Origin of the sequence: Flavobacterium chungbukense, assembly GCF_020805785.1 — a bacterium.
In the GTDB taxonomy this organism is placed as follows: Bacteria; Bacteroidota; Bacteroidia; order Flavobacteriales; family Flavobacteriaceae; genus Flavobacterium; species Flavobacterium chungbukense.
Window position 1 is genome coordinate 51,471 of the sequence record NZ_JAJGZV010000013.1, and the last position, 26,669, is coordinate 78,139.

A 26,669-nucleotide genomic window follows, 5' to 3' on the forward strand; every position below is an offset into this window, starting at 1 on the left:
TTCATGAAACCAAAATTCCTTTTATTCTTCCTATTGTTTGCTTTTTCTTATCATTCTTACTCACAGAATATAAAATTTGCGCATTACAATGACAATAACGGTCTGTCGCATAATTCGGTGCGACATATTGTGCAGGATAAAAAGGGTTTTATGTGGTTTGGAACCTTCTCTGGACTAAATCGTTTTGACGGTTATCAGTTCAAAAACTACATGAGTTCTACGCCAGGAAAAAATAAATTATACAATGATGATATTACGGCTTTAGAATTGGATGAAGAATCGAATCATTTGTGGATTGGTACTCGAAAAGGACTAACGCTTTTTAAAATGGATACGCATGTTTTTACTACTTTTTTTCATAAAAAAGAAGACCCAAACAGTTTGCCAGATGACGAAGTTCGAGCTGTTTATGTAGATAAATTTAAAAGAGTTTGGGTTGGTACGAAAACAAAAGGAGTGTATTTATTCTTCTTGAAAGAAAATCGATTCGAGAAAATTCAGCTTAAAGGTTTTGAATATGTAAAAGAAATTTTTGAAGATAAAAAAGGGAATGTTTGGGTTGGAAGTTATGAAAAATCGGGTGTTGCAAAAATTACGATGGATGCAAAAGGTGCGATTGTCAGAATTAACAATTACACGCTTTCTGTTCCGTATTCAAACATAAAAAATCCGTATATCAATTTTATCTATGAAGATGCAAAACAGGATATTTTTGTCGGAACTCGTGAGGGTTTGTATAAACTAGATAAAGCTAGCAATCAGTTTGTTAATCTGTATATTGAAAACAAGCAAGTAAGAGGTGCTTTAGGCCCGTATTTTTTATCTGTTGCACGCGCTCCAGATGGCAAATATTGGGTTGGAACTCTAGGCGGATTATTGGTTTGCGATCAGTTAGAAGACATTCAAAAAGGAAATTACAAATGGTATTATTCTATTTTATCTGATGATACGTCGCTTGTCGATAATTTAATTTCGGCACTTTATTTTGATAAATCTGGGGTTCTATGGATTGGAACTGAAGATGGGTTGGATAAATATGATCCGTACGAAAATCAGTTTACTTTAAATAAAGATATTTCACGTTCCATTGGCAATCAAGCGCCACGAATTAGAGGATTTGCTAAGACGTACGATGAGAAAATAATTGTTGCTACGTATCACAACGGCCTTTTTATTTCTAACACAAAAGGTTCAACTCCTTTGCATAACACAGGAAAAGATATTGCCAGCATTTATACGGATGATGGTAGAATTTTTTATTGCGGTCTTTGGGATGGAAATGTGCTGGTTTATAATTACAGCACAAATTCATCAAGAGAAATAAAAGTTGGATTTGAAAAATCGCCAGTTTTTGCCTTTAGCAAGATTGGAAATGATTTGATGGTTGTGGGGTCATTTGGAGAAGGTGCAGTTATTTTAAATACTCAAACGCTGCAAGTACAAACTTCGAGCGAACTTCTGCCTGGCTTTCAGATTAATGCAATCGAAAGAGATGCAAAAAACAATGTTTGGTTTGCTACAGAAACTGGAGTTGTAAAATACAATATTACTTCAGGAAAAATAGAGACTTATTCGTCACTTTTTATTAAAGAAAAAGGAGTTCCTCATGACGAAAATGTAAGTGATGTATTAGTAGATGTTAAGGGGAAAATATGGGCTTCAACCCGTTTTGGATTGTGTTTGTACAATCCGAAGAAGAATGAATTTGAACCCGTTAAAAATCTAAAAGAACTTTCAGGAAAATGGATTACGGATATTTTATCAGATGCAAACGGAAATCTTTGGCTGAACATTAATAACAACAATATTGCATTTGTTAAATCCAATTTAAAAGACATTAGTATTTATCATGTAAACAGTGGAAACAGATTAGACGTTTTTAGTTCTAGCGGTTTCTTTTATTTTAATAATTCTAATATTTTTCTTGGAGGAAAGAACGGAATTATTTCTTTTTCGCCACCCGCAATGAAAAGAAATAATTGGTCGCCATTGCCTGTTATTTCAGAATTTAAAATTCAGAACGAAGAAGTTTTTCCAGAAATGGAAATTAATGGGGAAATTCCGCTTTCCAGAGATTTGAACTACGGAAAAGAAATAGAGTTGAGTCATAAAAACCGTAATTTCTCCATTCAGTTTTCGGCTCCATCCTTCGCCAATGAAAAGCTGAATAAGTTTCAGTATATGTTGGAAGGTTTTGATAAACATTGGATTACTGCAAATAGTACTTCAAGAATTGTGCAGTATACCAACCTTTATCCAGGAAATTATGTGTTTAAAATCAGATCAAGCAATAGTGATGGATATTGGAGTAAAACGGTTTCTTATAAAATAAAAATTCTGCCTCCGTTTTGGTTAACGCCGACTTCGTTCTTGCTCTTTCTAGCGCTTCTGTTTGGTATCTTTTATTTCATAAGAAAAGAGATTAAAAACCGTATTCGTCTTAAACAAGAGCTTCTTACGGAAAAGGTAAATAGAGAACATGATGTTAAATTGAACAATGAAAAATTACGTTTTTTCACTAACATTTCACACGAATTAAGAACACCCTTAACGTTAATTTTAGGTCCAGCAAAACAGCTGCTTGATGAACATAGTAACGCAACAGATTACGAAAAAAGCAGGTATAACTTAATTTATCAAAATGCAAGCAGATTACTGAATCTAGTAAATCAAGTTTTGGATTTTAGAAAAGCACAATCGGGTGAATTGAAACTGAAAGTGACTAAAACGGATATTTTATCGTACTCGAAAAATATCTTTGACTCGTTTAAAGAAATGGCTTACAACAAAAAGATTAAGCTCAATTTTATAGTTGAAGATGAGGAAATAGTCGGCTGGATTGATAATGATAAATACGATAAAATTCTATACAATCTTTTATCGAATGCTTTAAAATTTACCAATAAAAATGGAAATGTTGACTTGTATATCAGGCTGAAAGATACGGTTGAAGATGTTTTAGTCATTGAAGTTGCTGATGATGGAATTGGTATTCCGCTAAAAAGTATAGATAAAATCTTTAAGCGTTTTTATCAGGCTTCAAACAGTAAAGACAATAATACAGGATCTGGAATTGGTTTGTCTTTAGTAAAATCTTTAGTCGCCATTCATAAAGGAACTATTTCGGTAGAAAGTACAGCTGGAAAAGGAAGTACATTTAGAGTTGAAATGCCAATTGACCGTTCTTCTTACGAACATAAAGAAGTGTTTGAATATGCCTTAAAAAATGATAATCTGAGTATGCTTATTCCAGAAAAAGTGGCCAAGAAAATAATTCAAAATACCGATATTAAAGAGAAGATTTTGGTTATTGAAGATAATAGTGAACTTAAAAAATATTTGGTAGATTATCTCTCTGATTATTATAAAGTTTATGATGCTGAAAATGGTGAAGAAGGTTTGAGAATCTGCAGACAAATTAAGCCTATTTTATGTGTTACAGATGTTATGATGCCGGTTATGGACGGTTTAGAATTTGTGCGTGAACTTAAAAATGATGAATTTATAAGTCATATTCCTGTAGTTATGCTGACTGCACTTGGCGAAAACACGGACAAAGTAAAAGGCTACGAAATGGGTGCTGATGGCTATCTGGCGAAACCTTTTGAACCTTTATTGCTTAAAACGGTTATTGAAAATATTATCAAATCAAGAATAGAACTCAAACAAAAATTCTCTGGAGAAGTTGAAGGGAAAATCAGTATGCTTACACATTCTCCAATTGATGAAGAATTTATGGAGAAAATCACCAATTTGATTAATGATAATTTGAGTGAAGTAGATCTTTCGACAGACTTTTTATGCGATAAATTGGGCGTGAGTTCTTCTAAATTATATAGAAAAATAAAAGAATTGACGGATTTAGCGCCAAACGAATTTATCAGAACAATTCGTTTGAAAAAATCAGCAGAACTGCTTAAAACTAAAAAATATAATGTTTCTGAAGTAACAAATCTGGTTGGTTTTAATGACCCGTTGTATTTTAGCCGTTGCTTCAAAAAACAATTTGGGTTCCCGCCAAGTAAGCTTATTTAATTAGTATTTCTTTTGCCACGAATTGCACTAATTTTCACGAATTTACATGAGATTAATCTTTGTCAAAGTTTAAAACTTTGACAAAGATTTTTTGCATTTTTTCAAACATAACCTGTGGTTTCAACCACGGGGACGCAATACAAATCGGCAATCTAATTTCTCTTCGCTATGTTCCCGTGGTTGAAACCACGGGCTATGTTTAAAATTCCAATTTCCAATTTTGTCATTTCGACGCGAGGAGGAATCGCACTAGAATTTCTAAAATATCAATTACGAATCTTTGTTGATTTCCAAGTGCGATTTCTCCTCGTGTCAAAATGACAAATATGCGAGGAAATGTATGTTTATAGCAAAATATAATGTAAAAATCTTACATGAATAAGATTTATCCATGTTTTTGATGTATTAATCCATTTTGAACAGTATATGTAATTCTATTTTTGTCTTAATAACTTTAACTATTTAGAATTATGAAAAAGCATATAGACACAGACAATCCGTTGAATAATTTAGATGAGTGGGAAGATGATTTGTTAATGCGATATCCTGATCCTTCTGAAGAAAATGAAGATGCAAAAGAAAAGCAGAAAGAAGAGTTCAGAAATTATGTCGATTCGGAAAGAGTAGAAACAGTTAAGGAGTTTTACAGAATAAACCACACGTATCAAACTTATGACTTTGTATGCAGTAAAGAACAAGATTTTCTGCAATTCAATAGAAAAGAAATGTCAATCTGGGAAGCTGTTGAGTTTTTGAACACACTTGTAGACGATAGCGACCCAGATATTGACTTAGATCAAACACAACACCTTTTGCAGACTTCAGAAGCCATTCGTGCAGACGGTCATCCGGATTGGTTTGTGCTGACAGGTTTTATTCACGATTTAGGTAAAGTTTTATGTTTATTCGGAGAACCGCAATGGGCAGTTGTTGGTGATACATTTCCAGTTGGTTGTGCGTATTCGGATAAAATTGTTTATCCAGATTTTTTTAAAGAAAATCCAGATTATACAGACGAAAGATTCAATACTAAATTAGGAATCTACACCCAAAACTGCGGATTAGAAAATGTAAAAATGAGCTGGGGACATGATGAATATTTGTACCAGATTATGAAAGATTATCTTCCAGATCCTGCTTTGTATATGATTCGTTACCATTCTTTTTATTCTCAGCATAAAGAAAATGCTTATGCTCATTTAATGAATGAAAAAGATATTGAAATGTTTGACTGGGTAAGAAAGTTCAATCCGTATGATTTATATACTAAAGCTCCAGTAAAACCAGACGTAAAAGCTTTACTGCCTTACTATAAAGAATTAGTTGCTAAATATTTGCCAGAAAAATTGAATTTTTAAAAGTTTAATTAAACACATAGAAACATAGATTTTTTTGAGTGTAAGAGTATTGTTTAAAAGAAACTAGTTTCCCACACATAGCTATGTTTTTTGTAATAAATGAAATGCCTTTTTATGCAAAGAAAAACTATGTTCCTATGTGTTAAAAAAAATAACTGCCAGCTATCTAAAACCAAAATAATGCATAAAATCAAAACCAAAATACTTTTATTAAGCTTTCTTCTCCTTTGCGGAAATGCTATTCTGGCTCAAGAAAAAGAACGTAATGATTGGGAAAATCCAGAAGTGTTTCAAATTAATAGAGAACCAGCACGAGCTGCTTTTCTTCCTTATGCAGATGAAAATTCAGCTGTAATTGATAAATATGAAAACTCACCTTGGTATTTTTCTTTAAACGGTAAATGGAAGTTTTCTTGGTCGCCAACGCCAGATGAGCGCCCAAAGGATTTTTATAAAACAGATTTCAGTACACTGCATTGGAAAGAGCTTCAAGTGCCATCGAATTGGGAACTGAATGGTTACGGAGTGCCGATTTACACCAATATTACCTATCCTTTCGAAAAAAATCCACCTTTTATCAATCATTGGGATAATCCCGTGGGCTCTTATAAAAGAAATTTTGTACTGCCTGAAAACTGGAAAGGGCGACATGTTTTTCTTCATTTCGAAGCAGGAACGGCAGCTATGTATATTTGGGTGAATGGTGAAAAAGTTGGTTATACAGAAAATACTAAAAGTCCAGCTGAATTTGATATTTCTAAATATTTAAAACCTGGAAATAATGATTTGGCAATTGAAGTTTACAGATGGAGCGATGGATCTTATCTTGAGGATCAAGATATGTGGAGACTTTCAGGAATTGACAGAAATGTATATTTATACAGCACTAATGATGTTCGTATTTCCGATTTCTTTGCTAAACCAGATTTAGATGCGAAGTATAAAAATGGAAGTTTAACTGTTGATATAAGTTTAAAAAATCTGACTTCAAAAACGATAAACAATCAAAAGTTGGTTGCTAAATTAATAGATGCTTCAGGGAAAAATGTATTTGTAAAAGAACTGAATGCCAATTTAGAAGCTTCAAAAATTCAAACTTTAAATTTCTCTCAGAATATATCTAGTCCAAAATTATGGAGTAGTGAGACGCCAAATTTGTACACGTTGGTTCTGACTTTGAAAAATGCAAAAGGCGAAATTGTTGAAATAGTTGCAACACAAATCGGATTTAGAAAAGTCGAATTGAAAGGCGGAGAATTATTGGTGAACGGAGTTCGATTAATGGTTCATGGCGTAAATATTCACGAACATAATCCAGAAACGGGACATTATCAGGACGAAGCGACGATGATGAAAGACATCAAGATGATGAAACAGCTGAACATTAATTCAGTGCGCTGTAGTCATTATCCGAATAATATTTTATGGGTAAAATTATGTAATAAATACGGTTTGTTTTTGGTGGATGAAGCCAATATCGAAAGCCATGGAATGGGAGTAGAAGGACAGCCTTTAAAATGGATGAATCCAAAAACGAATCCGGGTTATCTTCCAGAATGGAGAGAAGCACATTTAGACCGAATTTATAGTCTTGTTGAAAGAGATAAAAATATGCCATCTGTAATTATTTGGTCATTAGGCAATGAAAGTGCCAACGGACCAGTTTTTCACGAAGCTTATAAATGGATTAAAAAAAGAGATAATACTCGTTTGGTTCAGTTTGAACAGGCAAAAGAAAACGAAAATACGGATATCGTTTGCCCAATGTACCCAACAATAGAATACATGAAGGAATATGCGGCACGTAAAGAAGTTTCACGCCCGTACATCATGTGTGAGTATTCGCATGCAATGGGCAACAGCAGCGGGAATTTTCAGGAATATTGGGATATCATTCGCGGAAGCAAAAATATGCAAGGCGGTTTTATCTGGGATTGGGTTGATCAGGGTTATAAAAGAAAGGACGAAGCAGGCCGAGAATACTGGGCTTATGGTGGGGATATGGGAAGCCAGAATTATCTAAACGACGAAAATTTCTGTCACAACGGATTAGTTTATGCCGATAGAACGCCACATCCTGGAGCTTTTGAAGTGAAAAAAGTATATCAGAATATCTTGTTTAAAGCTGTTGATCTTAAAAATGGAATCATTGAAATTAATAATGACTTCGGATTTACAAACCTGAGTAAATATAACTTTAGATATGAGGTTTTAGAAAACGGAAAAGTAATTAAAGAAGCAACTTTTAATGTTGTTTTAGATCCGAAAACAAAAAAACAGTTTAAGCTTGATTTACCAAAATTAGAATCAAAAGAAGGAACAGAATATCTATTGAATGTTTTTGCAAATACTAAAACAGGTACAGAATTATTACCGCCAAACTTTGAAATTGCTAAAGAACAATTTGTAATCGAAGACTCGAAATATTTTGCAAAATCGGAGAAAATAAGTACTGCAAAAGTTCAAGACGAAAAAGATCAGTTTGTTTTAACGTCAGATAATGTGGTAGTTAAAATAAGCAAATCAACTGGATTGATTTCCTATTACAGTTTAAAAGGCGTGGAGTATTTTAAACAATATCCTGAACCAAACTTTTGGAGAGCACCAACAGATAATGATATTGGAAATAAAATGCAGATTAGAACAAATGTTTGGAGAACGGCAGGTAAAAATACTTCGTTAGAAAGCATTCAGCAGATTGAAGAAAACGGGCTACAATATATTGTTGCGAAGTTAAAATTGAACGATGTTGCTTCTAATTACACCATCAAATATGCATTAGGAAATGATGGAGCTTTAGAAATACAAGCGTCTTATAAAAGAGGAAATAATCCGGTGCCAGAATTACCGCGTTTCGGAATGATTTTCACTTTAAAAAATACATTGGAGAATTTGGATTATTATGGAAGAGGACCTTTGGAAAACTATCCGGACAGAAAAACGTCTTCTCTAAAAGGAATTTATTCTAGTAAAGTTGCAGACCAGTATGTGCCTTATACACGCCCACAAGAAAATGGATACAAGACAGATATACGCTGGTTTAAATTGTCAAGCAATTCAGGAAATGGCTTGGAAATAAAAGGTCTGCAACCTTTAGGAATAAGCACTTTGAATAATTATCCGAGTGATTTTGATGGTGGAATTTCTAAAAAGAATATTCATTCCAGCGACATCACACCAAGAGAAGAAGTAGTAGTTTGTGTAGACTTAACCCAACGCGGATTAGGAGGAGACAACAGCTGGGGATTACCGCCGCATGAACAATATGTTCTGACACAAAGCGAATACAACTACGGATTTGTTATAAAACCACTTTAACTTAAATAAGTTTAGTTTCAGTTTTCAGTCTCGGTTTTCAGTCACAGTTAGAACTGAAAACTGCGACTGTGACTGAATACTGAAAAGAATACTAAAAAAAACTATCAACTGACCACTGAATACTATAAAAATGAGTAACCCTACAAATGGAAGATTAATTTCTTTAGATGCCTTGCGCGGATTTGTGATGTTTTGGATTATGAGCGGGGAACATATTATTCATGCTCTGGCCAAAGCGGCTCCAATTCCTGTTTTTATCTGGATGTCATCGCAATTGCATCATGCGGAATGGAATGGCATTACATTCTATGATATGATTTTTCCGGTGTTTCTATTTGTAGCTGGAGTTTCGATGCCTTATTCTTTTGAAAAGAAAATGCTTCAAGCTGGAGTAAAATTACCTAAAGATTTGCCAGCAGACGAAAAACGAAAAATATACCTGTCCATGCTAAAAAGAACCTGTATTTTATTGGTTCTAGGATTCGTAGTGAATGGATTGCTGCGATTTGACGGTTTTGATCATACCCGTTTTGCAAGTGTTCTAGGAAGAATTGGATTAGCTTGGTTTTTTGCCGGAATCATCTTTTTGAATTTTGATTTTAAAAAGCAGTTAATATGGTTTTTCGGTATTTTGATTGGATATTATATAGCAATGAAATGGATTCCAGTTCCAAATTTTGGAGCAGGAGTTTTAACAAAAGAAGGTTCATTGGAAGGTTATATCGATCGCTTGTTTTTGCCTGGAAGATTACACAGCACAGTTTATGATCCAGAAGGAATATTTTCGACCATACCAGCGATTGCCACAGCACTATTAGGTGTTTTTACGGGAACATTTTTAAAAGCAAAATGTCCTTATTCTATAAAAGTAAAATTGCTTTTAATGGCTTTAACCGCTACTGTTCTGATTATCGCAGGTTTGATTTGGGATATTAATTTCCCAATAAACAAACATTTATGGACAAGTTCTTTTGTATGTTTTGTTGGCGGATTCAGTATTTTGTTTTTTGTCTTTTTCTATTTAATAATCGATTTATTTCGTTTTCAGAAATGGGCTTTTCCATTAATCTTAATCGGTTCAAATTCTATTTTAATTTACATTGCTGCAGAAGGTTTAGTCGATTTTAAACATACTGCAGATTATGTTTTTGGCGGACTTATAAATTTTACAGCTCTTGAATGGCAACCTTTTTTTGCCGCATTATCTGTCACAGTTATACAGCTTTTTTTACTTTACTTTTTATATAAAAGAAAATGGTTTCTTAAAATTTAATAGCTATTAAATTTTAAAATACATCTTACTATCTAACCACACAATAACCACACTATCATGAATGTATTACAAACCGCAGATTATATTGTTTTCTTTATCTACTTTATCATAGTTACGAGCTATGGAATGTATATTTACAGAAGCAAAAAAACTGCCGCAACAAGTTCAAATGAATACTTTTTAGCCGAAGGATCGCTTACTTGGTGGGCAATTGGGGCGTCATTAATTGCTTCTAATATTTCAGCAGAACACTTTATAGGAATGAGCGGCTCTGGTTTTGCTATTGGTCTTGCCATTGCATCGTATGAGTGGATGTCTGCCGCTACATTAATTATTGTAGCCATGTTTATCTTACCCATCTATTTGAAAAATAAGATATTTACAATGCCGCAATTTTTAGCCAAAAGATATAGTGGTACGGTAAGTACTATTATGGCTATTATATGGCTGTTAATCTATGTATTTGTTAATCTTACTTCAATTATTTATTTAGGTGCTTTAGCTATTTCTTCAATAGCACCGGTAAGTTTTCAATTCTGTGTAATTGGTTTGAGTTTGTTCTCCGTAATTGTAACATTAGGAGGAATGAAAGTTATTGGATACACCGATATGTTTCAGGTTATCGTTTTAATTTTGGGTGGATTAGTAACAACTTATCTTGCCTTGACTTTACTTTCAGATCAATTCGGATTTGGTAATGATATTCTAAAAGGGCTTTCTATAATTGCTCAAGAAGCTCCAGGACATTTGCATATGATTTTGGATGAATCCAATCCGCATTACAATGAACTTCCAGGAATGTCTGTTTTAGTAGGCGGAATGTTAATAAACAATCTAGCATATTGGGGATGTAACCAATATATAGTTCAGAGAGCTTTAGGAGCTGATTTAAAAACGGCTCGTAAAGGAATTTTATTTGCAGCTTTTCTAAAATTATTAGTTCCAATTATTGCTGTTTTGCCTGGTATTGCAATGTTTGTGATGCATGAAAATGGAATGTTTCAGCAAGAAATGGTGGATGCCGCCGGAGTTTTAAAACCAGATCATGCCTATCCGACTTTAATGAATTTACTTCCGGCAGGATTAAAAGGTGTTGCATTAGCAGCTTTAACAGCAGCGATTGTGGCTTCTTTAGCGGGAAAAGCCAATAGTATTTCGACTATTTTCTCTTTGGATATTTACAAAAAGTATTTTAACTCTCAGGCATCAGAAAAAAAACTGGTTCGTACCGGAAGATGGTGCGTTGTGGTTTGTATGATCATTGCCGCTTTTGTAGCTCCAGCATTAAAAACATTAGATCAAGCCTATCAGTTTATACAAGAGTATGTTGGTTTCTTTTCACCAGGAGTTTTAGCAATTTTCTTATTGGGAATGTTCTGGAAAAAAACAACTCCAGCGGCTGGACTTGCGGGCGCATTGTTAACAGTTCCATTGGCTGCTATATTGAAATTTCTTCCAATGTGGACAGAAGGTTCTTTTCCTGATTATCCATTTTTAGACAGAATGACTATAGTTTTCTTCATAATTGTATTTATAATGATTGCTATTAGTTTAGCAAATCCAGTTTCAGAAGAAGAAGCTAAGGTTCATGAAATAGAGGTAGACAAATCGATGTTTAGAGTGTCTTCAGAATTTATCGTTGGTTCTTTTATTATCAGCGGAATATTAGTGGCTTTGTACACTGTTTTCTGGTAAAATTTAAAAGTTGCCACAAAGGTTCTAATTTTTTTTACGCAGATTTAAAAAGATTTAAGCAGATTTTGCAGATCTTTTTTTTTAAGAAATCTAATTTAATCTGCCAAAGTATGCAGCATCTACGTGAAAAAAAAAGCAGTGATGTTGACTGTTAAATAAAAGATTAAAAAAATAAAATAGAAATGAAAAGAAATTTTATAATCGCACTTTTTATTTTTTGCGTGTCCTTAACCGTTTCTGCACAGAAAGTATTTGATATAAAAAAATACGGAGCAGTTGGAGACGGCAAAACATTAAATACAAAAGCAATCCAAAAAGCGATTGATGCTGCAAATAAAAATAAAGGAGGAAGAGTTGTTTTTTCTAAAGGAACGTTTCTGTCTGGAAGTATCGTTTTAAAGAATGATGTAGAACTATTTTTCGAAGATGGAGCTATTTTGTTAGGAAGCACAAATCCAGATCACTATCCAAAATATGAAGGAATTAGGGCTTTCATAATTGCTTATGAATCCAAGAATATTGCTATAAAAGGAAAAGGAATTATAGACGGACAAGGAAGAGAATTGGCATTAGCAATCGACAGTTTGCATCATACAGGAGTTCGAGTTGATCCAAAGTACAATTATAGAAGAATGCGTCCAGAAGACGGAAGGGGAAAACTGATTTCATTTGTAAAATGTGATTCAATTACAATGACTCAAATCACATTAAAAGACAGTCCAGGCTGGGTACAGTGTTTTACAGCATGTAAAAATATTGTAATTGATTTTATGAAAGTGGAAAGTAGAGCGTATTGGAATAATGACGGAATTGATGTTAACGGTTGTGAAAATGTTCGAATAACCAATTGCAATGTAAACGCTGCAGATGACGGAATCTGCTTAAAATCGGAAGCTACGGGATTACACAATAACAATATTTATATCGCGAATTGTACTATAAGATCAAGTGCGAATGCAGTTAAATTTGGTACAGGTTCTTACGGAAGTTTCAAAAATGTAACAATAGAAAATATTAAAGTTTTTGACACGTTCAGATCGGCAGTTGCAATTGAATCTGTTGATGGAGCTGAAATCGAAAATATTAAAGTTTCTGATATTACAGCAGTTAATACTGGAAACGCGGTATTGATTCGTTTAGGTCATAGAAATGGTGACAAACCGGGTTACATTAAGAATGTATCAGTAAAAAACGTAAAAGTACAAGTTCCTTTCGGTCGTCCAGATATTGATTACGATATGCGTGGGCCTGAAGTAGATTATTTCCATAATCCGTTTCCAGCTTCTATTGCTGGAATTCCTGAGCATTTGATAGAAAATGTGACTTTAGAAAATATTGAAATTGTTTATCCAGGAAAAGCCTCAAAAGGAATGGCGTATCATCCGTTAAGCCGATTAAAAGATGTAAAAGAGAACATTAACGGATATCCTGAATTTACGATGTTCGGTGAATTACCTTCGTGGGGATTTTACGTACGCCACGTAAACGGAATCGAAATGAAAAATATAAAACTGATTTTAGATAAAGAAGATTTTCGTCCTGCTTTTGTTTTTGATGATGTAAAAAATCTAACTCTGAAAGGTATTGATGTTCCTTCAGATAAAATCAATCAAATAATTTTTAAAGATGTTTCATCAAGCAATTTGGACAGCGAATCTTTAAAAAGAAAAATAGAACCAGAGCAAAATAAATTTGAATTGCCTGCACATTAGAATTTTGCCACAAAGTCGCTAAGTCGTAAAGTTTTTTTTGCATAGATTGTAAAATTTTGTTTCACGCAGATTTAAAATGATTTAAGCAAATTCAGCAGATTTTTTTAAGGAAATTAAATAGAATCTGCCCAAATCTGCAAGATCTGCGTAAAAAAAAAACTTAGCCAGATTAAACAAATAACCAAAAACTTTGCGAAGTATATCTTAGATAAAGTTTTTAATACATAAATAAAATGAAAAAGAAATCTATAATTGCGATCCTAATTTTTTGTATTTCCTTGACTGCTACAGCACAAAAGATTTACGATATTAAAAAGTACGGAGCAAAAGGAGACGGGAAAACCAATGACGCAACAGCCATTCAAAAAGCAATAGATGCCTGTAGTAAAACAGGAGGAAGGGTTTTAATACCAGCACCTTTTACTTTTTTATCTGGACCAATTGATGTAAAATCAAAAGTAGATTTGCATATTGAAGGTGGAGCAAAATTATTAGCAAGTCCAGATGAAAAACTGTACACCAAAAGTGCTTTTAGAACCAATCCGGGAGAGGGAACAATTTGGATAGGAGGAGAAAATATTGAGGATTTTACCATTAGCGGAAGTGGAAAAATAGATGGAAACGGAATTTCATTTATGGGCGCAGAAGAAGACGATGCCTATGTTTTAAAACCTTTTAACGTATTAGATCCAAGACCTCATGTATTGACTATTATCGGAGGGAAAAATATTAGAATTAAAGATGTTCATATCGGAAATTCGGCCTATTGGACAGTTCATTTAATTGGCTGTAATGATGTTGTAATCAGTGGAATTACACTACTAAATAGTTTAAAAGTCCGTAACAGCGACGGAATCGATTTGGATCATTCCAAAAATGTGAGAATCAGCGACTGTTATATCGAAAGCGGCGACGATTGTATTTGCCTAAAAAACAGAAGAGAGTTTGAAGAATTTGGTGCTTGCGAAAATATTACGGTTACAAATTGTACCATGACCAGCAGCAGCTGCGCGATTAAAATTGGTTCAGAAAACATGGACGCGATCCGACAAGTAGTTTTCAATAATTGTATTATTAAAAACAGTAATCGTGCTTTAGGAATTCAGAACAGAGATGAAGGAACGGTGAGCGATGTGATTTTCTCTAACATAATTATCGAAAGCAAGTTGAATACCGATACTTGGTGGGGAAAAGCAGAACCTATTTATGTAACCGCTTTCAGCAGAGCAAAAGGAAATCATAAAGATGCGAATTGGCGTTTTCCAAAAGGCGCGACTGAAGGAAAAGTAGGTGAAATTAAAAATATCTATTTTACTAACATTCAATGTACAGGAGAAAACGGTGTGTTTGTAAGCGGCGAATCTAAAGATAAAATCAAGAATATTGTTTTTGAAAATGTGAGTGTTTACATGGATAAAACAACTTCCTTTCCAGGCGGATTATATGACAGACGTCCTGCAAATGTGGAAGGTTTTGTAAAGGGAAGTACTTCTGGATTTTATTTTGATACAGCAGAAAGCATAAAAGTGCAGAATTGTACCGTTCAATGGGGAAAAAACAAACCTGATTATTTTAAATATGCAGTAGAAAGTAAAAATGTAGATGTTTTAAAGGTGGTTAATTTAGATGGAGAATCAGCTTTTCCAAACAAATATGAAGCAGTTAAGAAGTAATCTATTCTTTATAAAAAGATATAAGTGTAAAATTCACAATAAATAGTAGTGATGTGATGCTTTTCAGACTTTCAAGATAAACTTTAAAAGGATTAATTAATATATTGCAAGTATATTCTCAATATAAAAACAGTACAATGAAAAGAAATATAGTTTCAACATTATTCATAGGAGGTTTACTATTTAGTAGTATTTCTGTAAATGCTCAAAAAGCGACTTTAGAAGTTGATGCTTCCAAAACGATAACTAAAATCCAGCCGACAATGTTCGGTTTGTTTTTTGAAGATATCAATTTTGCAGCAGATGGCGGATTATATGCAGAAATGATTAAAAATAGGTCTTTTGAATTTGATAAACCTTTAATGGGATGGGAACAGCCAAATACGAGAAGGTCTTTAAATAAAGAATCAGGAATTGCACTTCCGATAAAAATAGCAGCGAATAATACTAATTTTTGCAGAGTTGAAATCAATAATGATAAAGGTTACACTTTAATAAACGAAGGATTCAGAGGAATGGGAGTAAAGAAAGATGCCAAATACAATCTTTCATTAAAAGCTGCCAATCAAAAAAATGCTATCAAAAAAATCATTTTCCAATTAATTGATAAAGACAAGAAAGTAATTGGAGAAACGAGTATTGTTCCAAAATCAGAGCAATGGACAAATTATACAGCCCAAATTACAGCGAATCAAACTGAAGCAAAAGCAAAACTTAAAATCACATTTGAAGGAACAGGAACGATCGATTTAGATATGATTTCGCTGTTTCCAGAAGATACTTGGAAAAATAGAAAAAATGGACTTCGTAAAGATCTTGTACAGCTTTTATATGATATGAAACCCGGTTTTTTACGTTTTCCTGGAGGTTGCATTGTTGAAGGAAGAACACTGTCAGATCGTTACCAATGGAAAAAATCGGTAGGGAATGTAGAAGAAAGAGAAACAAAGATGAACCGTTGGAATGTAGAATTCAACCATAAACAAACGCCAGATTATTTTCAAAGTTTTGGTTTAGGTTTTTTTGAGTATTTCCAACTTTCAGAAGATATTGGCGCAGAACCGCTTCCAATTTTAAGCTGCGGAATGGCCTGTCAGTACAATACAGGAGAATTAGCACCTTTAGAAGAATTGGATCCGTATGTTCAGGATGCTTTAGATTTAATTGAATTTGCTAATGCTGATGTAACTACAACTTGGGGAAAAATACGTTCAGATATGGGGCATCCGAAACCATTTAATCTAAAATATATTGGCGTTGGAAATGAACAATGGGGACCAGATTATATTGACCGATTTAAAGTTTTTGAGAAAGCCATAAAAGCGAAATATCCAAGCATCATTATTGTATCAGGAAGCGGTCCATCTCCAGCAGGAGAACATTTTGATTTTGCTATGCAAGAACTTAAAAAACTGAATGCAGAATTGGTAGACGAGCATTATTATGAAAGCCCAAAATGGTTTAGAGAAAATGCAGGGCGTTACGATAATTATGATAGAAAAGGACCTAAAATATTTGCTGGAGAATATGCAGCACAAAGTGTTTCAGGAGCAAATCCAAATAATAGAAACAATTGGGAATGTGCTTTCTCCGAAGCTGCTTTTATGACTGGATTAGAAAGAAATGCAGAAGTGGTTCAATTGACTTCATACGCGCCTTTAATGGCTCACGAAGATGCTTGGCAGTGGACACCAGACATGATTTGGTTCAATAATCTGCAATCGTATGGTTCTGCGAATTATTATGTACAGCAGTTATTCTCTACTAATAAAGGAACTGATTTATTGAATATTACTCAAGATGGAAAAGCTTTAATTGGACAAAACAATTTATATGCATCGGCAGTAAAAGATGGAAACAGTAAGGAGATTATTGTAAAATTGGTTAATACAGCTTCAACAGCATCAGAAGTGAGTATTGATTTAAAAGGAGCAAAACTGGGGGCAAAAGGAACTATGATCAGACTGGCAAGTGCAAATTTACAAGATGAAAACACTTTTGCAGATCCTAAAAAAATCACTCCAAAACAAAGTGAATATAAAGTGACAAAAGGGAATCAGCAATTGAGTCTTCCTGCTTATTCTATAACTGTTTTAAAATTGAAAACAATTTAAATTATTTGGGTTAATTTATCCTCATCTAAAAACTAAAAATATATGCCGCACCATTTTCTAAAAAAAAGCCTTTTACTATTGTTAACGCTAACGGGATTTTCTGTTAATGCGCAGCAAGATTTAAAATTGCAATATAAGCAGCCTGCTGTTGAATGGACAGAAGCGTTGCCAGTAGGGAATGGTACACTTGGCGCAATGGTTTTTGGAAGAGTGGATTCAGAATTAATCCAGTTCAATGAGGCTACTTTATGGAGCGGTGGGCCAGTGCAGCAAAATGTAAATCCAGATGCTTTTAAAAATTTGGCTTTAATTAGAGAGGCTTTAAAAAATGAAGATTTTGAGAAAGCTTACAATCTAACTAAAAACATGCAGGGTCCTTACAGTGAAAGTTTCATGCCTTTGGGAGACCTTATTTTAAAACAAGATTTTAATGGAAAGAAAACAGCTGCATACAACAGAAGTTTGGATTTGCAAACTGGGTTGGCGGCAACCAGTTTTAGTATTGACGGCGTAAATTACAAAAGAGAAATCTTTGCTTCGGCGCCAGCACAATGTATTATAATTAAACTTTCGGCTGATCAGCTCAAAAAACTTTCTATAACACTTGACGCTTCAAGCCTTTTGAAGAATGAAAAAGCAGTTCAGAATCAATCTTTGGTTTTAAAAGGAAAAGCGCCATCTCACTCCGATCCCAATTATATTGATTATAATAAAGAGCCGGTTATTTATGAAGATGCATCTGGCTGTAGAGGAATGCGTTTTGAATTGATTATTAAACCAATTATAAAAGATGGTGAAATTAGTGCTGAAGGAAATAAACTGGTAATTAAAAATGCGTCTGAAATTTTACTTTTCGTTTCAGCCGCCACTAGTTTTAATGGATTTGATAAATGCCCTGACAGTGAAGGAAAAAACGAACATAAATTCGCAGAAACCCCAATTAAAAAAGCTGTTACAAAGAAATACGATAATTTATTAAAAGAACATATTGCAGATTTTCAAAGTTTCTTTAATCGAGTTTCATTCAAACTGAATGAGAAAGAAAATACTAAATCCAATGTTCCTACAGATGTAAGATTGGAACAATATGCAAAAGGAGAGAAAGATTCGGGATTGGAAGCACTATTTTTTCAGTATGGTCGCTATTTATTGATTTCTTCGTCGCGAACTCATAATGCGCCAGCCAACTTACAAGGAATCTGGAATAATAAACTTCGTGCACCTTGGAGCAGTAATTATACCACAAACATTAATTTACAGATGAATTACTGGCCTGTTGAATCGGCTAGTTTATCAGAATTGTTTTTTCCGCTTGACGAATTCATTAAAAATGTTTCGGTAACAGGAATAGAAACAGCCAAAAGTTATTACCATGCCAAAGGATGGGTTTTGCATCATAACTCAGATATCTGGGCAATGACAAATCCTGTTGGTGATTTTGGAAAAGGAGATCCTATGTGGGCAAACTGGTATATGGGCGCAAATTGGTTAAGCAGACATTTATGGGAACACTATGAATATACAGGTGATAAAGAATATCTGAAAAAAGTATACCCCATTATAAAAGGAGCAGCAGAATTTAGTTTAGATTGGCTTCAAAAGGATAAAAATGGTCATTTAGTAACAATGCCTTCCACTTCTCCAGAAAACATGTTTTATTATGATGGCAAAAAGAAAGGTACGGTAACGACTGCTTCAACTATGGATATCGGAATCATAAAAGATTTGTTTGAAAATACTGCTGAAGCTTCTAAAATTTTAAATATCGATTCAGAATTCAGACAATCGGTAAATAAAGCGGCAGACGAATTGCTTCCTTTTCAAATTGGCAGCAAAGGACAATTATTAGAATGGTATAAAGATTTTGAAGAACAAGACCCACATCACAGACATACTTCGCATCTATATGCCTTACATCCTGCTAATTTAATTTCTCCGCTTAAAACACCAGAATTAGCTGCGGCCGCTAAGAAAACATTAGAACTTCGAGGTGATGATGGAACTGGCTGGAGTTTAGCATGGAAAGTGAATATGTGGGCGAGACTTTTAGATGGAAATCATGCTTATCAATTATTCAAAAATCAATTGCGTTTAACAAAAGATAACGATAAAAAGTACAGTGGACACGGTGGTTGTTATCCAAATCTTTTTGATGCGCATCCGCCTTTTCAGATTGATGGTAATTTTGCGGGAACGGCTGGTGTCATAGAAATGTTAATGCAAAGCCAGAATAAGGAAATTCATTTGCTTCCCGCTGTTCCAGATGCTTGGAAAGATGGCGAAATTAAAGGAATTACGGCGAAAGGTAATTTTGTTGTAGATATAAAATGGAAGGACGGTAAAATGAGTCAAAGTAAAATTACATCTAATGCAGGCGGAAGTTGCCAAATTAGGTCAGCAGAACCATTTAAAATTCAAAAATTGAATATTGAAAGTAAAAAATCATCTATTGGTTATACCGCTGTATTTGACACAAAAAAAGGAACTTCTTACACAATCGAACCGTATAAGCAATAAAAAAATCATACTTTAAAACCGATGGATTGTATAAAAATAATAGACAAAAATAGCTAAAGCAAAAAACGAAATAAACTAAAATTCCCCCTTCTATATTATTAATAGGCAAAAATGTAGAAGGGGTATTTTTTTTTTTATTATTTTTAAATGTAAATTTTACACATAAAATTAACCACAATGAAAAAAACAAACTTACTTACTATTATGATAGGAACATTTTTTCTATCTGTTGTATCGACCGCACAAACCAAAACATTTCAAAAAGAAGAATTTAAACAATGGGCGCAAACACCTCCAATGGGTTGGAACAGCTGGGATTGTTATGGGCCAACTGTAGAAGAACACGAGGTAAAAGCCAATGCTGATTATATGGCAAAAGAGCTGAAAAAGTTCGGTTGGGAATATGTTGTTGTTGATATCAGATGGTTTGTTGAAAATGACAAAGCGGGAGGTTACAATCAAACAGACCCGCGTTATGTAATTGATCAGTATGGAAGATATTTGCCAGCAGTTAACCGATTTCCTTCAGCAAAAGATGGCAAAGGTTTTAAACCATTGGCAGATTATATTCATGGTAAAGGATTAAAATTCGGAATTCACATTATGCGTGGTATTCCTAAAAAAGCAGTCGAAGATAAATTACCAATTAAAGGAACAAAAGGAATTACGGCAGATCAAGTCTACTCAACAGCATTACAATGCGAATGGTTGAGAGACAATTATACTGTAGTGGCTGACAAACCGGGAGCGCAGGAATACTACAATTCTATATTCAAATTATACGCACAATGGGGTGTAGATTTTATTAAAATTGATGACTTATCAAGACCTTACCACGAAGGTGAAATCAATTTAATTAGAAATGCAATTGACAATTGCGGACGCAAAATTGTCTTAAGCACTTCGCCCGGAGAAACTCCGATTTCGGCTGCTTCTCACGTAACAACACACGCAAATATGTGGCGTATGGTCGATGATGTTTGGGACACTTGGCCACATATCACACATTTAATGGATGTTGCTCAAAAATGGTATCCTTACATCGCGCCAGGAACTTGGCCAGATTGCGATATGATTCCGCTAGGACGCATTTCAATAAGAGGGGAACGCGGAAATGACCGTATGACGCGTTTAACAAAAGAGGAACAATATACTTTAATTACATTTTTCAACATCTTCAAATCACCATTATTTTTTGGTGGAGATTTACCAAGTAATGATGCTTTTACTTTATCATTATTAACGAATAAAGATGTTGTAAAAATGCATAATGAAAGTACGGCTGTAAAACAGCTTTTCCAAAAAGAAGGAAAGATTGCAGTGACTTCAAAAAATGCCAAGGATGGAAGTATTTACTTGGCTTTGTTTAATATTTCAGATAAGGATTCACAGAAAGTATCGGTAAATCTTTCAGATCTTGGAATTTCTGGTTCAGCCGAAGTCTTAAATATGTGGACAGGCGAAAAATCAAAAATAACTTCAAAAGAAATAGGGACAGATTTAAAACCGCATAGTTCAGTTCTGTATCAATTAAAAAGCAAAAAATAATGAAAAAATTTTTGCTTCACAGCACTTTAAAGCTGATTTTGCTTTTTGCGATTATTTTTGGAATATCTGGATTTAATATTGATACAAAAGAAGAAAATCCAGGAAAGGTATATTTATTTGCTTATTCAACTTTAAAAAATAATGGAAAAAACGGACTTCATTTCGCATGGAGTACAGATCAGAAAAACTGGTTTGCAATTGGTCCAAGATTTAGTTTTCTAAAATCAGATTTTGGAAGTTGGGGGCCAACTGGAAAAAGTATGTCTGAAGCTTTTTTGATTCGTGATAATGCTGGAGTTTTTCATTGCTTATGGAGTGTAAGAGATAATGTTTTTGCTCATTCGGAAAGTAAAGATTTGGTAAATTGGGGAAGACAAAATTACATTCAAGGAATGAAGAATTTTGTTGGCAACGCCCAAGATAAATCAGTTATTTTAAACGTTCAGGTAAGTCAGAAAGAAAATCAATATCTGGTTCACTTTAGCGAAAGCGGTAAAAAATATTCTTCTGCAACAAAAGACTTTAAAAATTATGCTCCTGCTATAATTGATGCCAATTTATCTCCAATAAAATTAAGAACAGAAATTCAAATTCAAGGCGAAATTTTACAAGGAACATTGCATCAGGTAGATTGGAGTCTCGTAGAAAACATGATTAAAAACATGGAGTCTGTTAAGTTTAGAGAAAAACAAAATAATACTTCGCCTAAAAGCGACAGTTTGATGTTTTTAGGTTTAAAACCTGTTAACGCTACAATTCAAATAAACGGTCAGAATTCAAAAAAAATAAGCAATATGCTTACTGGCGTTTTCTTTGAAGATATCAATTACGCGGCAGATGGAGGTTTGTATGCAGAATTAATTCAGAATCGCGATTTTGAATATTCACTTCACGATAAAAAAGGAAGAGACGAAAAATGGAATTCTTCAATGGCATGGAGCGGTAGTTTTAGAATCGAAAAAGAGAATCCAATTCATGCTAATAACCCAAATTATGCCATAATAAAAAATGGAAGTATTACTAATTCAGGTTTTGATGGAATTGCTCTTAAAGCCAATGAAAAGTATGATTTTAGTGTTTTTGCTAAAGGAACAAAAGCAATTGTTCGTCTAAAAATGTCAAGTGGAGAAACTTTGGCGGAAGCGACATTTGCGCCAACTAATTCCTGGAAGAAATTTAATCTCGTTTTAAAACCTTCTAAAACTGTAAATGATGCTCATTTTGAAATCAACACTAATGGCGAAACGTCAGTTGATATGGTTTCGCTTTTTCCACAGAAAACTTTTAAAAATCATAAAAACGGACTTCGTGCAGATTTAGCAGAAACGATTGCAGACATGCAACCAAAATTTGTTCGTTTTCCTGGCGGATGTGTAGCTCATGGAGATGGATTGCATAATATTTACCAATGGAAAAATACAATTGGTCCGTTAGAAAGCAGAGTTCCAATGCGTAATATTTGGGGCTATCATCAATCAATGGGATTAGGCTATTTTGAATATTTTCAATTTTGTGAAGATTTGGGTGCTGAAGCTGTTCCCGTTTTAGCGGCTGGTGTTCCTTGTCAAAATTCATCAGACGGAGGTTCAGGACAGCAATTCGGAATTCCAATGCAAGATATGGACGAATATGTGCAAGATGTTTTGGATTTAATCGAATATGCCAATGGAAGTGTGAATACTGTTTGGGGCAAAAAACGCGCCGAAGCGGGTCATCCAAAACCTTTCAATCTAAAATATGTTGGTATTGGTAATGAAGATTTAATCAGTGATGTTTTCGAAGAACGCTACCGAATGATTGTAAAGGCAGTACAAAAAAAATATCCTGAGATTCTAATTATTGGTACAGTCGGACCATTTTTTGAAGGAACAGATTATAGAGAAGGCTGGAAAATTGCCGACGATCTGAAACTGCCACTTGTAGACGAACATTATTACCAATCACCGGGCTGGTTTATCAATAATCAGGATTTTTACGATATCTATGACCGTTCAAAATCTAAAGTATACCTCGGTGAGTATGCTTCTTGGGGCAATAAATTTTATAATGCTTTGAGTGAGGCGTTATATCTTACTGGAATCGAGCGAAATGGAGATGTAGTTTCAATGGCTTCTTATGCGCCTTTGTTAGCTAGAGAAAAACATACGCAGTGGAATCCAGATCTCATTTATTTTAATGGAAATGAAGTAAAACCGACTGTGAACTATTTTGTTCAGAAACTCTACGGTAAAAACTCCGGTGATATTTATATGGAAAGAAATATCAAAGCTTCAGATAATGACGAAGTAAATAAGCGAATTGGAATAGCTGTTGTAAAAGAAAGTACTTCAGGAGATTTGATTGTAAAATTAGTTAATGTGCTTCCTGTTACAGTTAAACCGTCTATTGAAATGTCTAATATAATGATTGCTGAAAATGCTAGTTATACTGTATTAACTGGAAATCCAGAAAATACAGATGCCAGACCTGTAAGCCAAACAATTACAGTTAGAGAAGCTTTTTCAAAAGAATTACCGCCTTATTCTTTTACCGTTATTCGTATTAAAACCAAAAAATAAGCTGTTCTGTGATTTTAGAATATAGAACAGCATTAAACCTCATAAAATGAAAAAAACAAAATTTAGTCTTGTAGTATTGTTATTGATTTCAACTTTTTTACAAGCACAAGACAAAGCAAAAGGAGTTCCGCCTGTAGTTGCAGAGAAAGATTTGACAGCCTATTTATTCGTTTATTTTATTGGAAATAGTGTAGAAGAAGAAGCAGTAAATTATGCTGTAAGTACAGATGGATATCATTATTACGCATTAAATAATAATAAACCTGTTTTAGAAAGTAAAGCAATCAGTTCTACTGGAGGAGTTCGAGATCCTCATATACTGCGTGGTGAAGACGGCAAGACCTTTTATATGGTTTTGACAGATATGACTTCTTCAAAAGGCTGGGACAGTAATCGTGCGATGGTCTTGCTTAAAAGTACAGATTTGGTCAATTGGAAAAGTACAGTCATAAACATCCAAATCACGTTTCCTGGAAATGAAAACTTAAAAAGAGTTTGGGCACCGCAGACTATTTATGATGCAAAAGCTGGTAAATACATGATTTATTTTAGTATGCAGCATGGTTCAGAGCCAGATAAAATTTATTACGCTTACGCGAATGAAAATTTCACAGCGCTAGAAAGTGCTCCAAAGTTATTATTCGTTCCAAAATCCAAAGGTGCCTGTATTGATGGAGATATAATTGTTAAAGATGGTGTTTATCATCTTTTCTATAAGACAGAATCAGAAACTGCAGGTATCAAAACTGCTACCACAACCGATTTAACATCTGGAAACTGGAAAGAAAATGATAATTATTTGCAGCAGACCAAAGAAAAAGTAGAAGGATCAAGTATTTTTAAACTTAATAATACAGAAGATTATATTTTAATGTATGACGTCTATTCGAAAGGAAAATATCAGTTTACCAAAACAAAAGATTTAGAAAACTTTACGGTTATTGATCAGGATATTTCGATGGATTTCAAACCACGTCACGGAACCATCTTACCAATAACTCGTTCTGAATTAAAAAAAATGACCGATAAATGGGGGACGCCTTCCCAACTTCCAAAAGTCAAAAACAATCCAGTTCTTGAAGGTTACTATGCAGATCCTGAAATTCTATATTCAAACAAAACTAAAAAGTATTATATCTACCCAACCAGTGACGGATTTAATGATTGGTCAGGTTATTATTTTAAAACATTCTCATCTGATAATTTAGTAGATTGGAAAGACGAAGGCATTATCTTGGATCTTAAAAAAGAGGTGCCATGGGGAAATAGAAATGCTTGGGCACCTTGCATAGTAGAAAAAAAGATAAAAGGAAAGTATAAGTATTTCTACTATTTTACTGCGGCACAAAAAGTAGGAGTAGCAGTTTCAGATAATCCAACAGGACCTTTCAAAGATAGTGGAAAAGCAATTGTAGCTGAAAGACCGCAAGAAATTAAGGACGGCCAGGAAATTGATCCAGATGTTTTTACAGATCCAAAAACAGGAAAAAGTTATTTATATTGGGGAAATATGTACATGGCTGTTGCCGAATTAAATTCTGATATGGTTTCGCTAAAACCAGGAACACAAAAAATAATAGCGGTTAATCCTTCATTCCGTGAAGGAACCTATGTAATTTACAGAAATGGCAAATATTATTTCTTCTGGAGTGAAGATGATACTAGAAGTCCAAAATATAAAGTGAGATACGGAATTTCAAACTCGCCGACAGGACCTTTGGAAATTCCAGAAAACAATATCGTAATTCAAGGAAAAGCAGAAGAAGGAATTTATGCAACAGGACACAATTCTGTATTGCAAATTCCAAATAAGGACGAGTGGTATTTAGTATACCATCGTTTTTCATATCCAACAGGAATTAAAATGGGAAATGCAGGAGGTTTTCATCGCGAAGTTTGTATCGATAAATTAGAGTTCAACCCAGACGGAACAATAAAACAAGTTGTTCCAACTCATGAAGGAATTAAAGCAATTAAATAAGAAATAATTCTCCTTAATATATAATGTATACGACCCGACAGTTTATCAAAACCTGTCGGGTTTATTTTTACACATATATAGGTAAGCTGAAATTCTGCTATACTATATAGTATGAAAATGTTTTATCGTGCTGAAGAACGGTTAAGTTTTGGAATTTGGGATTTAAAGGATTTGAAATTGTGTTTTTGTTTAAGGAGCTGTTTCCCGCTATCCGCTTCACACGAGCGATAGCGAACTGACGAGGTAATCTTTTTGCGGCGAACCCCGCCTCAAAAAGGATTTCCGCTTCCATCAGGGCTAGGGGATCGGTTTTTCCAAAGGAAGTTTCGAAAAAATAGAATAGAGAGACAGCATAATAAAAGTGAAAAACGGCCATAAACAGCGAAAACTCTGCAAAAAGAATATTCAAAAAAGCGCTAAAGGCGGAATACTGCATGCTGATTTAAGAAAAGACTTATAGAAAACGAAAAAATCTTCATCTGTAAACAATGCATTGCCAGCGTGTTAAGAAACGAGGCTTAAAAACATGGAAAAAATATAAAAAAAAGGCTTGCAGATGTAAATAAAGGTGCTACTTTTGCACCCGCAACAGCGAAGGCGTTCATCGAAATACTGGCAGGAAGGAAGAATTTTTACTGAGAAAAAAATCAGAAAAAAAGATTCGGAAAAGCTTGCGAGATTTGAAAATGCTTTTTACATTTGCACCCCGCAAAACACGGAAGCTCTTTGAGAAACTGGGAAGGAAGATTTGGAAAATGAGGCGAAAAAAAAAGTTTCAAAAAATTTCAAGTTTTTCTTGCAGGAAACAAAAAGAAGTTTTAGTTTTGCACCCGCTTTGAAACACAGGCGAAGACAAAAAGAAATACACGTTCGTAGACATATTGAAT

At 34.0% G+C, this 26,669-nt stretch carries 13 protein-coding genes; 12 read left to right on the forward strand and 1 reads right to left on the reverse strand.

Annotation, left to right across the window (positions count from 1 at the left end; translation table 11 throughout):
* The first annotated feature begins 3 nt into the window (after window positions 1-3).
* From LL966_RS22370 to LL966_RS22425, 12 genes are all read left to right on the forward strand, one after another.
* Complete coding sequence (locus LL966_RS22370) at window positions 4-4,035, forward strand: hybrid sensor histidine kinase/response regulator (protein ID WP_229356398.1); 4,032 nt, start codon at window positions 4-6, stop codon at window positions 4,033-4,035.
* Window positions 4,036-4,505: 470 nt separating this feature from the next.
* A complete protein-coding gene (locus tag LL966_RS22375) occupies window positions 4,506-5,393 on the forward strand; it encodes an inositol oxygenase (RefSeq protein WP_229356399.1) in 888 nt (295 codons plus the stop codon).
* 180 nt (window positions 5,394-5,573) lie between these two features.
* Complete coding sequence (locus tag LL966_RS22380; protein WP_229356400.1) at window positions 5,574-8,711, forward strand: glycoside hydrolase family 2 TIM barrel-domain containing protein; 3,138 nt, start codon at window positions 5,574-5,576, stop codon at window positions 8,709-8,711.
* A 130-nt stretch (window positions 8,712-8,841) separates the two neighbouring features.
* Window positions 8,842-9,984 carry an acyltransferase family protein gene (locus LL966_RS22385; RefSeq protein ID WP_229356401.1) on the forward strand — a complete coding sequence of 381 codons (1,143 nt, stop codon included), beginning with the start codon at window positions 8,842-8,844 and terminating at the stop codon, window positions 9,982-9,984.
* Between the two features lie 57 nt (window positions 9,985-10,041).
* Window positions 10,042-11,679, forward strand: a complete 1,638-nt coding sequence (locus LL966_RS22390) for a sodium/sugar symporter (RefSeq protein WP_229356402.1) — start codon at window positions 10,042-10,044, stop codon at window positions 11,677-11,679.
* Window positions 11,680-11,861: 182 nt separating this feature from the next.
* Entirely contained in the window at window positions 11,862-13,391 is a 1,530-nt protein-coding gene (locus LL966_RS22395) for a glycoside hydrolase family 28 protein (RefSeq protein ID WP_229356403.1), read from the forward strand.
* 233 nt (window positions 13,392-13,624) lie between these two features.
* A complete protein-coding gene (locus tag LL966_RS22400; protein ID WP_229356405.1) occupies window positions 13,625-15,064 on the forward strand; it encodes a glycoside hydrolase family 28 protein in 1,440 nt (479 codons plus the stop codon).
* Between the two features lie 137 nt (window positions 15,065-15,201).
* Window positions 15,202-17,178, forward strand: a complete 1,977-nt coding sequence (locus tag LL966_RS22405) for an alpha-L-arabinofuranosidase C-terminal domain-containing protein (RefSeq protein WP_229356408.1) — start codon at window positions 15,202-15,204, stop codon at window positions 17,176-17,178.
* Between the two features lie 42 nt (window positions 17,179-17,220).
* The gene (locus tag LL966_RS22410) at window positions 17,221-19,695 is read left to right on the forward strand and encodes a glycoside hydrolase family 95 protein (protein ID WP_229356410.1); all 2,475 of its coding nucleotides are present in this window, start codon (window positions 17,221-17,223) and stop codon (window positions 19,693-19,695) included.
* Between the two features lie 177 nt (window positions 19,696-19,872).
* Window positions 19,873-21,243 carry a glycoside hydrolase family 27 protein gene (locus tag LL966_RS22415; RefSeq protein WP_229356411.1) on the forward strand — a complete coding sequence of 457 codons (1,371 nt, stop codon included), beginning with the start codon at window positions 19,873-19,875 and terminating at the stop codon, window positions 21,241-21,243.
* Window positions 21,243-23,801 (forward strand): alpha-L-arabinofuranosidase C-terminal domain-containing protein, encoded by a 2,559-nt coding sequence (locus tag LL966_RS22420; RefSeq protein ID WP_229356413.1) that lies wholly within the window; start codon window positions 21,243-21,245, stop codon window positions 23,799-23,801. The genes LL966_RS22415 and LL966_RS22420 overlap by 1 nt, the downstream gene beginning before the upstream one ends.
* 46 nt (window positions 23,802-23,847) lie before the next feature.
* Window positions 23,848-25,782: a family 43 glycosylhydrolase gene (locus LL966_RS22425; RefSeq protein ID WP_229356414.1), complete on the forward strand. Its 1,935-nt coding sequence runs from the start codon at window positions 23,848-23,850 to the stop codon at window positions 25,780-25,782.
* 97 nt (window positions 25,783-25,879) lie between these two features.
* Here LL966_RS22425 and LL966_RS22430 read toward each other — a convergent pair whose 3' ends face one another.
* Window positions 25,880-26,218 carry a hypothetical protein gene (locus tag LL966_RS22430; RefSeq protein WP_229356415.1) on the reverse strand — a complete coding sequence of 113 codons (339 nt, stop codon included), beginning with the start codon at window positions 26,216-26,218 and terminating at the stop codon, window positions 25,880-25,882.
* Window positions 26,219-26,669: the final 451 nt, after the last annotated feature.

Coding starts and splice junctions, on each gene's coding strand:
- LL966_RS22370 (WP_229356398.1), top strand. CDS start 4: ATGAAACCAAAATTCCTTTTATTCTTCCTATTGTTTGCTTTTTCTTAT.
- LL966_RS22375 (WP_229356399.1), top strand. CDS start 4,506: ATGAAAAAGCATATAGACACAGACAATCCGTTGAATAATTTAGATGAG.
- LL966_RS22380 (WP_229356400.1), top strand. CDS start 5,574: ATGCATAAAATCAAAACCAAAATACTTTTATTAAGCTTTCTTCTCCTT.
- LL966_RS22385 (WP_229356401.1), top strand. CDS start 8,842: ATGAGTAACCCTACAAATGGAAGATTAATTTCTTTAGATGCCTTGCGC.
- LL966_RS22390 (WP_229356402.1), top strand. CDS start 10,042: ATGAATGTATTACAAACCGCAGATTATATTGTTTTCTTTATCTACTTT.
- LL966_RS22395 (WP_229356403.1), top strand. CDS start 11,862: ATGAAAAGAAATTTTATAATCGCACTTTTTATTTTTTGCGTGTCCTTA.
- LL966_RS22400 (WP_229356405.1), top strand. CDS start 13,625: ATGAAAAAGAAATCTATAATTGCGATCCTAATTTTTTGTATTTCCTTG.
- LL966_RS22405 (WP_229356408.1), top strand. CDS start 15,202: ATGAAAAGAAATATAGTTTCAACATTATTCATAGGAGGTTTACTATTT.
- LL966_RS22410 (WP_229356410.1), top strand. CDS start 17,221: ATGCCGCACCATTTTCTAAAAAAAAGCCTTTTACTATTGTTAACGCTA.
- LL966_RS22415 (WP_229356411.1), top strand. CDS start 19,873: ATGAAAAAAACAAACTTACTTACTATTATGATAGGAACATTTTTTCTA.
- LL966_RS22420 (WP_229356413.1), top strand. CDS start 21,243: ATGAAAAAATTTTTGCTTCACAGCACTTTAAAGCTGATTTTGCTTTTT.
- LL966_RS22425 (WP_229356414.1), top strand. CDS start 23,848: ATGAAAAAAACAAAATTTAGTCTTGTAGTATTGTTATTGATTTCAACT.
- LL966_RS22430 (WP_229356415.1), bottom strand. CDS start 26,218: ATGCAGTATTCCGCCTTTAGCGCTTTTTTGAATATTCTTTTTGCAGAG.